The following is a 12,594-nucleotide window of genomic DNA, read 5'->3' as shown; positions in this document are numbered from 1 at the left end:
GGCGGTTACACCGCCTTGCCCACGCGCAGTCCTACGAGAATGAGTGCCGTTTTCATGGTGGCGGACAGTAGAGGCGGGAAAGCCGGCCTGTCAACCGGGAAAATGCTCCCGCCTCGCTACCATTCGCGCGCCGTCCCAACCGGCTTCAGCGAGGCGGCTAGCAATGCGCGACACGCGGATCGCATTTGGCTCCCATCCTCGCCTGCACCAAGGTCGGGCGATGCGGCTCGGCCTTCGCCGGGCCATGATGCGATGCGCGCATCGCCAGCATCTGCTGGTGGTTGAGCCTCCTGCGCGGCGCATGCTTGCCGTCGGATGTCTCGTCGATCTCCACCTGCCCGGCGCCGGCGATCACCCTCTTGTGCTTTCGGTCGGCGGCGTTCGGTTCCCCTTCGACGATCGCCGCGGCGGGCCGGATCGTCCTGACGCCCGCGGGCTTCTTCGGCCCATGGCCGGCGGCATCGGGCATGCCCGCGATCGCCGGCGCAGCACCTTGCGCCGGCAAGGAAGCGTTGCCGGCCAGCATCTTCACCGCCTCGCCGTTTGACGGATCAAGCCGGGCTTCGGAGAAGTCGCCCTTGCGCGGCGGGACGATCTTCGCCGCCTTGATCGACGTCACGACCGCCCTGGGAAGCTCAGGCAGGCGCGGCCCGGCATTGATCGCGACGACGTGGTTGCCGAGCCGCACACGCGGAGCGTTGTTGACGATCACAGTCTGGTTGATGATCGTCGTGTTGCGGATGATGGTTACGTTTTCGCGCACCGGCCGCACGACGCTGACGAGATCGGCCGCGCCGATTGCTACCACCGGCGCGAAGCACCACCAGCCCTCGTCGACCGCGACATCGGCAATACGCGGCGGCGCCGGTGCCCAGCCGATGTCGTCGCTGCCCTGGCGCCACACCACCCAGGCCGGCGCCCATTTGTAGCCGGCGATCCAGACCCAGCCGAGTTCGGGATCGTATGCCCAGCGCCCGTAGTGGAAGACGATGCCGCCGAACGGCTCAGCCGACTCCCAGTACCAGCCCTCGTCGGTCCACACCCATCTGCCTTCCGTATAGGGCCGCCATTCAGGCCGGACGGAGGGAACCCACACCTCGCCGAACCGGCTGGAAGTCCGCCATCCGCCGTAAGTCGCGAGCCGCTCGCGGACGGTCACGGAGACCACGGCCGCGTGGGCGGCCTGGTAGGACGGCGCCGCCAACGGGGATGCGATGGTCGCGCCCAAAGCCAAGGTGACCGCGACAGCCGCTGCCAGCCCGCGCCGGGCGAATGGATGGATCGAGGACAATTGCATGACGCGCTCCCGGTTCCTTGCATCGCCATCGGCCCCCGCGCTCGTTGTCTTGAGCCGCCATGGCCGCAATGCGGCAAAAACCGATCACGATTGCGCGACCATCGAGACATGACGGCGTTGGTGAGACCTGCGCGGCGCAACGGCCGCGCAGGCCTTCCGTTCAGGCGCGGAGCACCACGCCCCTCGCCTTGGCCCAGCGCTCGACGATCTTGCGCTCCTCCGCCGCGGCGAGACGGTTGCCGAACCCGCGCACCTGGACAGCGCGGTTTTGCGGGTCGAGCTCGATCGTCAGCAAGCGCTCGATCTTGCCGAGCGCCTTGCGCCGCAGCACCCAGATCGAGGCGTTGCCGGCGATGCACTTGGCCGCATACAGCGAGACGCAGTGATGCATCGCGCGGCTCTCGGCGACCAGGTCCTCGGCCGTCCTCAGCTGGCGAACGAAGAACCGCTCGCCATGCGCCTTCGCCTCCTTGGCGGACGGCTCCCAGTCCCAGTCCTCGAGCCGCGAGCCGTCCCACGCAGGGCCTTGCGCCTGCTGCCCTTTCCCGGCGGCGCGGCGGCGCAGCGCCTCGATGCGCTCGATCGCGGCGATGTCGCGGTGCCATTCCACCATCTGCCTGCGCAGCGAGACAAGCGTGCGCCCCTTCAGGCTGTAGGCTCGATCGCGCCGGTGCATGGCGCCGAGATAGTCGCACAGGTCGTCGATCTCCTCCCGCGAGGTGGGATGTCCGCAGAAGAATCGCGCCACCCCGCGCCAGAAGGCAATCTCGCCGCGTGGCGTGCGCGCGATCTTCGTCCGGGCGAGCCGCGTGGCCAGGCCGGGATCGTCCGTGCAGGACCGGGCGATCGCCAACCAGAATGCCTCCTCGAAGGTGAAATCGCCGACGACGTTCACGAAGCAATGCACTTCCTTGCGCGACAGCCAGGCATTGGCGCCCGCCTTGTAGAGCGAGTCGCCACGCGCGGCCGCGACGTACCAAGCCTTGCGAAGCGCGACCTCGTCGGCGTTTAGCCCCGAGCTATCCAGCCAGATGGCCTCCAGCGCCGCCGAGACCGGATAGCGCGCATAAAGATGGCGCACCGCCGCGAGGCGCAGCCGCGCAGGGTCGCGCGTCTTCAGCTTCGGGCGCCACAAGGCGCCGTCGCGGATGGCCATGTTGGCAAAGCCCCGGCGTGCTTCGTCGAGCGCCCGCTCGAAATCCGGAGCGGCACGCGGGACGAGGCAAACCCGCCTCAGCGTCGCTTCATATGCTTCAATACGCTCGCGCGCGGCATCCTGCCGGCGCTGGATCATGGACTTGGCCATGGCCGTTCTTCCTGATTGGCCCCCTGTCAGCCGCACGCAATTCCAGCGTCGGCACGGAATGTGTCGATCTGGATCGCCGGGACATTGACAGGTCTCCTTTCGGGAAGACGGATTAAGAATGGGCGGCTTCTCTAGGCTCGCGGCAGATTTGACGCAAGAGGCATTCTTTCAAGACTTATGATCGGTGACAGAGTGTTGCCTGGAAGCATCTCTAGTCTTTCAGGCAACCACTATTGTCGGTGTGTCTCTCTGAAATGGGTCGCGATTGCATGACATCTGTCGCCAGGCATCATGCTGCCTTTTCGGCCGCGAACTTCCTCACCACCCGCTCCAGCAGCGGCGCGTAGTCGCGAAAGGCGCGCGTCTTCATGTTGGCGACCTTGCCGCCCTCGTCCCAGATGCGGACGCGCACCGCCTCCTCATGGAACGGGTTCCTGCGGAACTCGGCCACCTCCTCGGCGCTCATCGGCCCGCCCTGCAGCGACAGTGTATGGACAGAGGCCGGCGAGAGCTTGCCGAAATAGGTCGGGTCGGTGGCGCAGAGATAGCGCTTGGCCGAGACATGCAGCCGGACGCATTCGACGATGACCGGCGGGAAGAACGGCGCCAGCACCTCGCCGCCCGCCTCGTCATGGTGCTTGTCCTCGACATCGTCGGGCGAATAGGTGCCGAACTCGCCGGTGTAGTGTCCTATGTCGTGCAGCAGCGCCGCCGCCACCAGTTCGTCCGGCGCGCCGTCCTGCTCGGCCAGCCACGCGCCCTGCAGCATGTGCTCCGACATGGTGACGGGCTCGCCGAGATAGGATTCGGCACCGCGTCGCTCAAAAATGTCGGCGATGAATTCGACGATGTTGCCGCTGTTCAGCGCCTGCCCGTTCATTCCGCCGCCTCCCTGAAATCGTGCTCGATCGCCGCCAGCGTCGACAACAGCCCGTCCTTGTCGGCGTAGCAGCCCTGCAGCCAGCGCTTGCCCGAGCCGGAAAACGCCTTGCGCGCATGCATGACGCGGGTGTTGTCGACGATGAAGGCCTGCCCAGCTTCCAGCTTGAAGGTCACCTCGAAGGCGGGATCCTCGATCAGTTCGGCGAACCGGCGATAAGCGGCGTAGTATTTGTCCATCTCGGCGAATGGCACGTCGACCGTCGGCGCCAGCGAGCGGTTGTTGAAGCGGATGCAGATCAGCTCGCCGTCCGGTCCGAGCTCGATCATCGGACGCTTGGCCTTGAGCCGCACGCCAGACGAGCCGGCATATTCGAAGCGCGCCGGATAGGAACTCAGCAGACGGAACCCGTGCGGATCTTCGACCTGCAGCGCAGTCGCCACCGCGAAACCGTCGACGACGGTGGATTCGCCGCCCCAGACGGTGTTCTCGATGCAGGCCAGGATCTGCAGCGTCGGCACCGGATCGCGGTATGGATTGTCGGTATGCGCCTGCAGGCCGAGATTGGTGTAGGCGAGATTGTTCGGAATAACCTCGGCGCGCACCTCGAACCAGCGCCCGTAATTGGTTTCCCTGATGTAACCGAACAGGTCGGACACCTTGCACAGCGCCCCCGACTCCGCCGGCAGGCCATCCATCACCGCAAAGCCGTAAGTCCTCACCGCCGAAAGCCATTCCCTGAGCACGCTGCGATCGTGGCTGGCAGCCGCATATGCCGCGCGCGGCACCGAGTTCTGCATCGTCGCCCTTGTCCAGCATTGAACCACGTCGGCCGTCCAGCCTCCCTTGCGCAGTTCGACGCGGTCATAGGCATGCGTGTACAGCCAGGCTTGCGGGAAGCTGACGGTCTTTTGCTCGGGCACGAAGCTGATCTCCAGGGCGCCGCCCTTGATCGAGACTGCTCCAATCCGCGTCTCGGCCGGAATGTCGAGGATGGTGATCAGGCGCTGCCCGTTGCCGGCGCTGCGCGTCTTGTCGTCCAATGCATTGTCGCGCAGCCACATGGCGTGAAAACGGGTGCGCGTCCCGTTCTCCCAGCTGAGTTCGATCGTCCGTCCCTCGTCGCCGATCAGCGCCTTGGTCAGCATGTCCAGCAGCTCCATCTTTCCCGCATCCGCAGGGTTTCGGGTTGCATGATGCTGACTTCGTAGTCATAACTCAAATTATCATTTTGCAGACTATGGCTATAGAATTCTAATGGCTGGAAGAGTTGCCGACGCCTTGCCTCCGCTCGACTGGTTGCGCAGCTTCGAGGCGGCGGCGCGGCTTTCGAACTTCACCGCCGCGGCGGCCGAACTCGGCCTGACGCAGGCGGCCGTCAGCCAGCACATTCGCGCCCTCGAACAGCGGCTGAAGACCAGGCTGTTCGTGCGTCTTGCCCGCGGTGTCGCGCTGTCGCCTGAGGGCGCCGCCTATCTTCCCCACATCCAGTCGGCCTTCGCCACCATCGCCAACAGCACCACGGAATTGTTCGAGCCGCGCGCCGTCCAGACCGTGGCGGTGCGGGTGCCGATCTCCTTTGCCTTGCTGGTGCTCGTGCCTGCGCTCCCCGACCTGGCGAGAGCCCTGCCGCGGATCCAGCTCGACGTGGTGACCATCCATCGTCCCGCCGACTACGACCAGCCGGGCTCGGCGCTCGATATCCGCTTCGGCAACGGAAACTTCCCCGGCCGCGAGGCCGACAGGCTGACCGTTGAGCGGCTGGTGCCGGTCGCCTCTCCGGCGCTGGCCGGCAATACGGACTGGACATCCCTGCCCTTGCTCCTGGTCGCCGGCGCGCGCGAGATGTGGGCCGAATGGTTTACCGCTGCCGGCGTGCCGGGACATACTGGACGTTCGCACCGCTTCGACAGTTTCGTTGCCGCCATGGAGGCGGCCAAGGCCGGCGCCGGCGCCCTGTTGGGCTCCAGGCCGCTGATCGATGCGGCACTTGCCGGCAAGGCGCTTGTGGCGCTTTCCGGCTTCGAGCTCTCCAGCAGCTCGGGCCATTTCCTGACCCGCGCTTCGGCCGCGGGACTGACCCAGGCCGAGCAGGATTTTCGTCTGTGGCTGCTGTCACGCCTCGCCGGAATCGACGCTCTGTAGGCTTGCGCCGATCCGTTTCCAGTAGATCAGCGTGCCGGTCAATCCGCCATGCGGCTTCAGAGCGAAGTCCGGGATTTCGCCGGTCAGCGTGAAGCCGAGCTTCTCGTAGAGGCGGGAGGCTCCCTCCTCGCTTGCAGTATCTAGCACCAGCAAGGTGCGCCCGCTCTCCATGGCGATGTCCTCCGCCGCCCGCATCAGCCGGGTCGCCACACCCTGGCCGCGACGGTCGACGCGGGGTCATCAGCTTGGCGATCTCGGCCCGGTGCGCCTGATTGGGAGGAAAGTCGAGCAGCAAGGTGACGGTGCCGGCAAGGACCTCGCCGTCCCATGCGCCAAGCACCACCCGTTCGCCTCGCGCAACTGCGGCAAGCGACTTCCGCCAGAAGGCCTCCGCCGCATCCTGTGCCAACGGATGCATGAAGCTCACCGAGCCGCCGCCGGCCACGGTCTCGACCAGAAGCGCGGCCAACAGTTTTTCCGTCTCGGCGGCCTCATTCAGAGTGCTGATTTTTATGGAACTCATGGTTGCGGCATATTCCCTAAACGTGAATTTCGGCGACGCGGCGAAGACCTGTGTCACGCCAGATGGCTGAACCGCCTTCGTTTCCGTGCGCTGCGGATTTCGGCAATCCCTTCGGCGTCCCCTTCTCCGAGGTGGCGGCCGCGCTCGAGGATCTCGAGCGTGTATTCCTCATAGGTCAGGCCGAGCCGCTCGGCTCTCTCCAGCCGCATCAGCATGACGTCGCGGCTGGGCGCCTTCCAGGCTTTGGCGTGGGCGGCCTGCCAGGCAAGGAAAATGTAGGCGTCGCCCTGGCCCAGGGCGGGCCGTCATAGTCGTCGAGCGGCGGCCCGCCATTGTGCGAGCGTCGGGGACGCCGCGCCATGCCGTCAGCCCCTGACCAGCGCGACGAGATAGTCGGCGGCGTCCGGACCCGGGGAATGGAAGGTGCAGTCGGACGGCGCGCCGAGCGCCAGGCAGTCGCCGGCCCGAAGACTGTGCACGACATCGCCCTCGGTGAAGTCGAGCCGTCCGCCGATCAGCCAGATCTGCTGCTTGATGAAGGCGTAGGACGCCGCGGGAAAGCTGACGCTGGCGCCCGCCGGCAAGCGCACCTTGACCAGTTCGAGCGGCATGTCCGACGCGGGCGAGAGGTGCCGCCTGAGATAGCCGGTGGCCGGATCGCGCCACACCGGCTGCTCGCCTTCGCGCAGCAGGCCGCCGCCCTTGAGTTCCGCCCTGGCAATGAGCGTCGACAGCGTCATGCCGAAGGCCGCGGCGATGCGCACCAGCAGCGCCGCGGTCGGGCTGGTCTTGCCCTGCTCTATGGTGCTGAGCATTGCCTTCGACACATCGGAGCGCTCCGCCAGCTGCGCCAGCGACCAGCTCCGCAAGGTCCGTTCCGAATGTATCCTGTAGCCAAGGCTGGATGAAATGTCGTTCGCTATATAATTCATTCGTTCAATATATCGAATGACGACATGGAATGAAAGAGCGCGCTTGATCGAATCTTAGCGGTCGGCTTAACGCCGCCTACACCATCCGACCTCACCCCGGCTTAACCTCATCTGTGTAGGCTGAACGTCGAGGGAATGGGGATCATGCCATCTATGTTTGTCGAACGCGAAGTCTCCGTTGGAGAAGCGACCTCGCAGGAGCGCCGCAACAGGGAACAGAACGACAAGCGCATTCTCGGCAATGTCGTGCAATGCGACGGCGCGCGCGCCACCATCAGCGCCTATGCCGACGATGTCGAAGGCACGGTCACCGGTCTATGGACCGTCGGCAAGATGATCTCGATCAACCTCGGCTCGACGCGAACCGTCGGCCTCGTCTATGAAATCGGCAAGTCGGACCGCGCCTGGAGCAATGAGGGCCAGAACCCGATCGAGGTCAGCATCGAGTTGATCGGCGAAGTGCGTGACGGCGCCGAGCCGGGCGCTAAGCCGGTCTTCGATCGCGGCATCACCACCTACCCACATATCGGCGCCATTGCGCATCGCATCCGCAGCCGCGACTTGCAGGCCGTCTACGACCTCGCCGGCCGGCATTCGATCACCATTGGCACGCTGTCACAGGACGAGGCGATCGACGCCAACATCGCCATCGACGATGTCCTGGCGCGCCACTTTGCCATCGTCGGCACCACCGGCGTCGGCAAATCCACCGCCGTGTCGCTGCTTTTGCGCAAATCGATCGAGGCCCGGCCGGATCTGCGCATCCTCATCCTCGACCCGCACAACGAGTTCGCCGCCTCGTTGCCCGAATATTGCGTCAGGGTCGATTCCAAGACGCTGGACCTGCCTTTCTGGATGTTCAGGCTGGAAGAGTTCGCCGAGGTGCTGTTTCGCGGGCGCGAGACGGAGCCCGAGGAAGTCGATGTGCTGCGCGATCTCATCCCCGCCGCCAAGAACCTCTATCGCAACCCGGGTTCCGGCACCTATCTGAGGCGCGGCAGCGACGCGCTGACGGCCGATACGCCGGTGCCCTACCGCATCGCCGATCTCATCAAGCAGATCGACGAGCGCATGGGCATGCTCGAAAGCAAGAACGACCGCCCGACGTTGAAATCTCTAAAGACGCGCATCGAATCGGCGGCGTCCGATCCCCGCTACCGATTCATGTTCAACTCGCGCCTGATCGAGGACACGATCCACGAGACGATCGGCAACATCTTCCGCGTGCCGAACCATGGCCGTCCGGTAACCTGCTTCGAGATGGCCGGCATGCCCTCCGAAGTGGTCAATTCCGTCTGCTCGGTGCTGGCGCGCCTGGCTTTCGACCTGGCTCTGTGGAGCGAGGGCCGGCTGCGGCTGCTGCTGCTGTGCGAGGAAGCCCATCGCTACATGCCGGCCGATCCGCGCCTCGGCTTCGCGCCGACCCGGCACGCGCTGTCGCGCATCGCCAAGGAGGGCCGCAAATACGGCTGCTATCTCGGCGTCGTCACCCAGCGTCCGGGCGAGCTCGACCCGACCATCCTGTCGCAGTGCTCGACCTTCTTCGCCATGCGGCTGGCCAACGAGCAGGACCAGGCGATCATCCGTTCGGCGATCGCCGATTCCTCGGCCTCGACGCTGGCCTTCCTGTCCTCTATGGGCCAGCGTGAAGCCATCGCCTTCGGCGAGGGCGTGGCGACGACCATGCGATTGAAGTTCGAGAAACTGGCGCAGGAGCTCATTCCCGGCACGGGCACGCGCGAAAAGGCGGTACCGTCCGAAACCGGCGAAGACGTCGATCTCGCCGCGATCGTCGAGCGGCTGCGCAACGTGCCGAAGCCGCAGCAGCAGATGGCCTTCGCCGAGGTCGTCGATACGGCCCGCCAGGCTGGCGACCCGGACTACCGCAAGCCTGCCGCCCCGCGCATGCAGCCGGACGAGGACTTCGACACGCGCTACGGCCTCAAGCCCGCAACCTTCGGCATGCGCCCGCAGAACGATTGATGTCTGGGAAAATTCCAAAGCACCGAGCGGGCCTGGGTAAATTCCGTCAGAAAATTCGTCAGGCTGAGTCGGATGGTGTCGTTTTCGAGAACCGGAGCGGAGCGGACATTTAGTCCGTGAGCACCGGAAGCGCAGAAAAACGGCATCAGCCGGCCAGCATCACGAATTTGATGATGGGATTTTAGGCGCAGACGCGGTTGCGTCCCTGCCGCTTCGCCTCATAGAGCTGGCGGTCGGCGCGGCGATAGAAGTCCTCGGCCGTTTCCTTGCGATCCCAGACGGCAAGACCGACGCTGGTGGTGATCTTCAGGCGCACATTGCCCGACAGCACCGACATGTTGGCGATCGCTTTGCGGATACGTTCGGCGAATTTGGCCAGCAGTTCGGCGTCCATGTTCGGTGTCACCACGGCGAACTCCTCGCCGCCGAGCCGCGCCACCACGTCGTGGTAGCGTGTCATGCCCTTCAGGCAGCCGGCGACTGCCCTCAGTACCTCGTCGCCGACATCGTGGCCATGCGTGTCGTTGACCTGCTTGAAATGGTCGAGATCGAGGATCATCAGCCCGACCGGCTTTTCGATGCGGCGAAACTCCTCGAGATACTCCTTCAGTGCGTCGTCGAAATAGCGCCGGTTCTGCATGCCGGTCAGCCCGTCGGTCAGCGCCGCGTGCTCCAGCGTTTCCGAACGCGCGCTGAGCGAGACCGTCATGGCGCGCAACTTACCTTCTTCCGTCGCCTGCCTGCGGATCAGGGGGTAGATGAAGAACACGCCGAAGAACAGCGCGGTTGCGAGCAGCACGCCGGTCGCGAACAGCAGTCTATTGAGATACTTGATCTTTTCGATGCGGGAAGCCGCGTCCATGTCAGTGGCGATGGCTTGCAGGAAACCATAGGCGTGCAGCGTCACCAGGCCGGCTGCCAGGATCACGAAAATAAAGACGAAAAAAGCGGATTCCGCCTTATGGAAACGCATCTGCTGCCCGTGGAAACATCCCAAGGACCTTATGCCATGCAGGGCCTTACGGACGGTTAACCCGGACAACCTGAGCGAGAATATCAGGTTTTTGATTTAGTTTTGTGATTGCATTAGTGGCCGGAGATCAAATCGCAGGCATCGCGTCGCCGGCAGAATGGAGGCGCCGCCACTCCGGGCCCAGTTGATGGCGGAACCAGGTGGCCTGGCGCTTGGCATATTGCCGCGTCGCGATCTTGGCGCGCTCGATCGCTTCGGCGAAGCCCATCTGTCCTGCCATCGCCGCCTGCAATTCGCGGACGCCGATCGCCTTCATCGCCGGCAGGTCCGGATCGAGGCCGAGCGCCATAAGCTGCTTGACCTCTTCCAGCGCGCCCTTGTCGAGCATGCTGTCGAACCGCGCCTCGATCCGGCCGACCAGCTCCGCGCGGTCCGGCTCGATCACCAGGAAGCGCGCGCTGTCGCGGTCGATCAGCGGCTGGCCGCGCGCCGCCTGCCATTCGGCTATGGAACGGCCCGAGGCGTCGAGCACCTCCAGCGCCCGCACGATCCGCTGGCCGTCGGTCGGCCTGAGCTGCATGCCGACCGCCGAATCCTCGCGCATAAGGATGCGGTGCAGCCGGTCGGCGCCTTGCTCCTTGAGCTCGTGCCGCCAGCGGTCGCGGATCGCCGGCGGAATGTCGGGCATGTCCGAAATCCCTTCGGCCAGCGCACGAAAATAGAGCCCGGTGCCGCCGACGAAAATCACCGGCCGTCCGGCGAGCAGGCCGTCGTCGATCAGCTTCGTGACGTTGCGCAGCCAGGCGCCGGTGGAGTAGGCGACCGACGGATGGACATGGCCGTAGAGAAAATGCGGCGCGCGGGCGAGATCGGCGGCACCCGGCCGCGCCGTCAGCACGTCGAGCACGGAATAGCCTTGCATCGAATCGGTGTTGACGATGACGCCGCCCTCGCGCTCGGCGAGTTCCAGCGCAAGCGCCGACTTGCCGCTGGCGGTCGGCCCGGCTATCAGGATCGCGTTCTTCACGCGGCCCTCGCCCGCCTGCCCGGAAGTCTCGATGCCGCTGATCGCCACGCTTGTGTCCCATCCCGAAGGCCGCGCTGTCTCGGCCACGCTTGCGAATATGGCCTCACGGTCGGTCGGCGCAAGCGCTGTTCGCTGGCTGGCCGAGGACATTGCCTGCGATCTCGTCCTGCCGGAGAAGGCCGACGCAGGCGAAGCGGCCGCCGCCCTGCGCGCCGCGCTCGCCTCGCACCCGGTCGACGTGATCGTCCAGCCGGCTGAGGGCCGGCGCAAGAAGATCCTCATCGCCGACATGGATTCGACGATGATCGACCAGGAATGCATTGACGAACTGGCCGACGAGATCGGCGTCAAGGACCGTGTCGCGGCGATCACCGCGCGCTCGATGAACGGCGAGATCGCCTTCGAGCCGGCCCTGCGCGAGCGCGTGGCTCTGTTGAACGGCCTCGATACCGCCGTGGTCGACCGTCTGATCGAAAACCGGCTGACGCTGGCATCCGGCGGCCTCGCGCTTGTGCGTACCATGCGGGGCAACGGCGCCTGGACGGCACTTGTGTCAGGCGGCTTCAATGTCTTCACCAGCCGCATCGCGGCGATGCTTGGCTTCCAGGAGAACCGCGCCAACCGCCTGATCGAAGAGCACGGCCGTTTCACCGGGCTGGTCGCCGAGCCAATTCTCGGCCGCGCCGCCAAGGCGGAGGCGTTGCTTGAAATCTCTGCCCGCCTCGGCCTCACACCGGCCGACGCGCTTGCCGTCGGCGACGGCGCCAACGACCTCGACATGATCCGCCTTGCCGGCACCGGCGTTGCCCTGCATGCCAAGCCTTCGGTGGCGGCGGAGGCCAAGGTCCGCATCGACCATGGCGATCTGACGGCGCTGCTCTATCTCCAGGGCTATCGCCAGGAGGAGTTTGCCGGATGAAACCGATGCGCACCGAGCGCCTGATCCTGCGCAACTGGGAGGACCGTGATCGCGAGCTCTTCCATCGCATCAATTTTGACGAGCAGGTGATGGAATTCTTTCCGTTCCGCCGCGACCGCGCCGAGACGGATGCCAAAATGGATGAATTTCGCGGCTGGATCGCCGAGGATGGCTTTGGCTTTGCCGCCGCCGAGATCGCCGCGACGGGCGAATGCATCGGCTTTGTCGGCCTCTTAGAGACCGATCACGTGCCGTCCATGCCTTCCGACACAATCGAGATCGGCTGGCGTCTGGCGCCGGAATTCTGGGGCAAGGGCTATGTCACGGAGGCCTCCGAAGCCTGGCTCGCCTTTGGCTTCGAAACGCTCGACCGCGATGAAATCGTCTCCTTCGCCGTCGCCGCCAACCGCCGCTCGACGGCCGTCATGGAACGCCTCGGCATGAGCCCCGACCCGGCTCGCGATTTCGACCACCCCTCGATCCCCGATAGCCACCCGCATCTCAAGCGGCATGTCCTCTACGCTCTGTCGCGCAAGGACTGGCAGGCAAGAAAAAGGGCGGCTCGTCAGCCGCCCTTTTCATATTGAAATCAGATTGTTGCAGGCCTTA

12 protein-coding genes and 2 pseudogenes are annotated in these 12,594 nt (G+C 65.2%); 5 read left to right on the top strand and 9 right to left on the bottom strand.

Translation table 11 applies throughout. From position 1 onward, the window contains the following. Positions 1–157: 157 nt before the first annotated feature. The 4 genes from EJ073_RS00680 to EJ073_RS00665 all read right to left on the bottom strand — a co-directional run bounded on the left by EJ073_RS00680 (position 158) and on the right by EJ073_RS00665 (position 4,646). Positions 158–1,297 carry a DUF6600 domain-containing protein gene (locus tag EJ073_RS00680; protein WP_126053970.1) on the bottom strand — a complete coding sequence of 380 codons (1,140 nt, stop codon included), beginning with the start codon at positions 1,295–1,297 and terminating at the stop codon, positions 158–160. A gap of 160 nt (positions 1,298–1,457) precedes the next feature. After that, a complete protein-coding gene (locus EJ073_RS00675; RefSeq protein ID WP_126053969.1) occupies positions 1,458–2,603 on the bottom strand; it encodes a PcfJ domain-containing protein in 1,146 nt (381 codons plus the stop codon). 289 nt (positions 2,604–2,892) lie between these two features. Beyond that, positions 2,893–3,483: an HD domain-containing protein gene (locus EJ073_RS00670; protein WP_126053968.1), complete on the bottom strand. Its 591-nt coding sequence runs from the start codon at positions 3,481–3,483 to the stop codon at positions 2,893–2,895. Next, positions 3,480–4,646, bottom strand: a complete 1,167-nt coding sequence (locus tag EJ073_RS00665) for a gamma-butyrobetaine dioxygenase (protein ID WP_245455444.1) — start codon at positions 4,644–4,646, stop codon at positions 3,480–3,482. The genes EJ073_RS00670 and EJ073_RS00665 overlap by 4 nt, the downstream gene beginning before the upstream one ends. Before the next feature lie 94 nt (positions 4,647–4,740). On the opposite strand from EJ073_RS00665, the gene EJ073_RS00660 reads away from it, so the two are divergent. Next, entirely contained in the window at positions 4,741–5,628 is an 888-nt protein-coding gene (locus tag EJ073_RS00660) for a LysR family transcriptional regulator (RefSeq protein WP_126053967.1), read from the top strand. On the opposite strand, the pseudogene EJ073_RS00655 reads toward EJ073_RS00660, so the two are convergent. Beyond that, positions 5,599–6,097, bottom strand: a pseudogene (locus tag EJ073_RS00655) (GNAT family N-acetyltransferase). The gene EJ073_RS00660 and the pseudogene EJ073_RS00655 sit on opposite strands and share 30 nt — an antisense overlap. Between EJ073_RS00655 and EJ073_RS31910 the strand changes: the two are divergent. Further along, a complete protein-coding gene (locus tag EJ073_RS31910) occupies positions 6,045–6,221 on the top strand; it encodes a hypothetical protein (RefSeq protein ID WP_245455801.1) in 177 nt (58 codons plus the stop codon). The pseudogene EJ073_RS00655 and the gene EJ073_RS31910 sit on opposite strands and share 53 nt — an antisense overlap. On the opposite strand, the pseudogene EJ073_RS00650 reads toward EJ073_RS31910, so the two are convergent. Then, a pseudogene (locus EJ073_RS00650) lies at positions 6,205–6,512 on the bottom strand (hypothetical protein). The gene EJ073_RS31910 and the pseudogene EJ073_RS00650 overlap by 17 nt on opposite strands. Positions 6,513–6,516: 4 nt before the next feature. Further along, complete coding sequence (locus EJ073_RS00645; RefSeq protein WP_126053966.1) at positions 6,517–7,083, bottom strand: XRE family transcriptional regulator; 567 nt, start codon at positions 7,081–7,083, stop codon at positions 6,517–6,519. A gap of 153 nt (positions 7,084–7,236) precedes the next feature. On the opposite strand from EJ073_RS00645, the gene EJ073_RS00640 reads away from it, so the two are divergent. Next, positions 7,237–9,066 (top strand): ATP-binding protein, encoded by a 1,830-nt coding sequence (locus tag EJ073_RS00640; protein WP_126059045.1) that lies wholly within the window; start codon positions 7,237–7,239, stop codon positions 9,064–9,066. A 181-nt stretch (positions 9,067–9,247) separates the two neighbouring features. On the opposite strand, the gene EJ073_RS00635 is transcribed toward EJ073_RS00640, so the two are convergent. Beyond that, positions 9,248–10,039 (bottom strand): GGDEF domain-containing protein, encoded by a 792-nt coding sequence (locus tag EJ073_RS00635; RefSeq protein WP_126053965.1) that lies wholly within the window; start codon positions 10,037–10,039, stop codon positions 9,248–9,250. Between the two features lie 127 nt (positions 10,040–10,166). Beyond that, positions 10,167–11,108 carry a tRNA (adenosine(37)-N6)-dimethylallyltransferase MiaA gene (gene miaA / locus EJ073_RS00630; RefSeq protein WP_126059044.1) on the bottom strand — a complete coding sequence of 314 codons (942 nt, stop codon included), beginning with the start codon at positions 11,106–11,108 and terminating at the stop codon, positions 10,167–10,169. On the opposite strand from miaA, the gene serB reads away from it, so the two are divergent. Both serB and EJ073_RS00620 read left to right on the top strand, forming a co-directional pair. Continuing rightward, positions 11,098–11,985, top strand: coding sequence for a phosphoserine phosphatase SerB (serB, locus tag EJ073_RS00625; RefSeq protein WP_126053964.1), 888 nt, complete (start codon positions 11,098–11,100; stop codon positions 11,983–11,985). The genes miaA and serB overlap by 11 nt on opposite strands. After that, positions 11,982–12,572: a GNAT family N-acetyltransferase gene (locus tag EJ073_RS00620; RefSeq protein ID WP_126053963.1), complete on the top strand. Its 591-nt coding sequence runs from the start codon at positions 11,982–11,984 to the stop codon at positions 12,570–12,572. The genes serB and EJ073_RS00620 overlap by 4 nt, the downstream gene beginning before the upstream one ends. Positions 12,573–12,594 lie beyond the last annotated feature (22 nt).

Source organism: Mesorhizobium sp. M4B.F.Ca.ET.058.02.1.1, from assembly GCF_003952505.1.
GTDB lineage: Bacteria > Pseudomonadota > Alphaproteobacteria > Rhizobiales > Rhizobiaceae > Mesorhizobium.
Note: the sequence above shows the minus strand (reverse complement) of the source record. Positions and strands in the feature narration are given on the sequence as shown.

Excerpts from the sequence above, each read along its gene's own strand:
- EJ073_RS00660 (WP_126053967.1), top strand. The coding sequence starts at position 4,741 with ATGGCTGGAAGAGTTGCCGACGCCTTGCCTCCGCTCGACTGGTTGCGC.
- EJ073_RS00635 (WP_126053965.1), bottom strand. The coding sequence starts at position 10,039 with ATGCGTTTCCATAAGGCGGAATCCGCTTTTTTCGTCTTTATTTTCGTG.
- EJ073_RS31910 (WP_245455801.1), top strand. The coding sequence starts at position 6,045 with ATGAAGCTCACCGAGCCGCCGCCGGCCACGGTCTCGACCAGAAGCGCG.
- EJ073_RS00665 (WP_245455444.1), bottom strand. The coding sequence starts at position 4,646 with ATGGAGCTGCTGGACATGCTGACCAAGGCGCTGATCGGCGACGAGGGA.
- EJ073_RS00640 (WP_126059045.1), top strand. The coding sequence starts at position 7,237 with ATGTTTGTCGAACGCGAAGTCTCCGTTGGAGAAGCGACCTCGCAGGAG.
- EJ073_RS00670 (WP_126053968.1), bottom strand. The coding sequence starts at position 3,483 with ATGAACGGGCAGGCGCTGAACAGCGGCAACATCGTCGAATTCATCGCC.
- EJ073_RS00675 (WP_126053969.1), bottom strand. The coding sequence starts at position 2,603 with ATGGCCAAGTCCATGATCCAGCGCCGGCAGGATGCCGCGCGCGAGCGT.
- EJ073_RS00620 (WP_126053963.1), top strand. The coding sequence starts at position 11,982 with ATGAAACCGATGCGCACCGAGCGCCTGATCCTGCGCAACTGGGAGGAC.
- serB (WP_126053964.1), top strand. The coding sequence starts at position 11,098 with ATGCCGCTGATCGCCACGCTTGTGTCCCATCCCGAAGGCCGCGCTGTC.
- EJ073_RS00645 (WP_126053966.1), bottom strand. The coding sequence starts at position 7,083 with ATGAATTATATAGCGAACGACATTTCATCCAGCCTTGGCTACAGGATA.
- EJ073_RS00680 (WP_126053970.1), bottom strand. The coding sequence starts at position 1,297 with ATGCAATTGTCCTCGATCCATCCATTCGCCCGGCGCGGGCTGGCAGCG.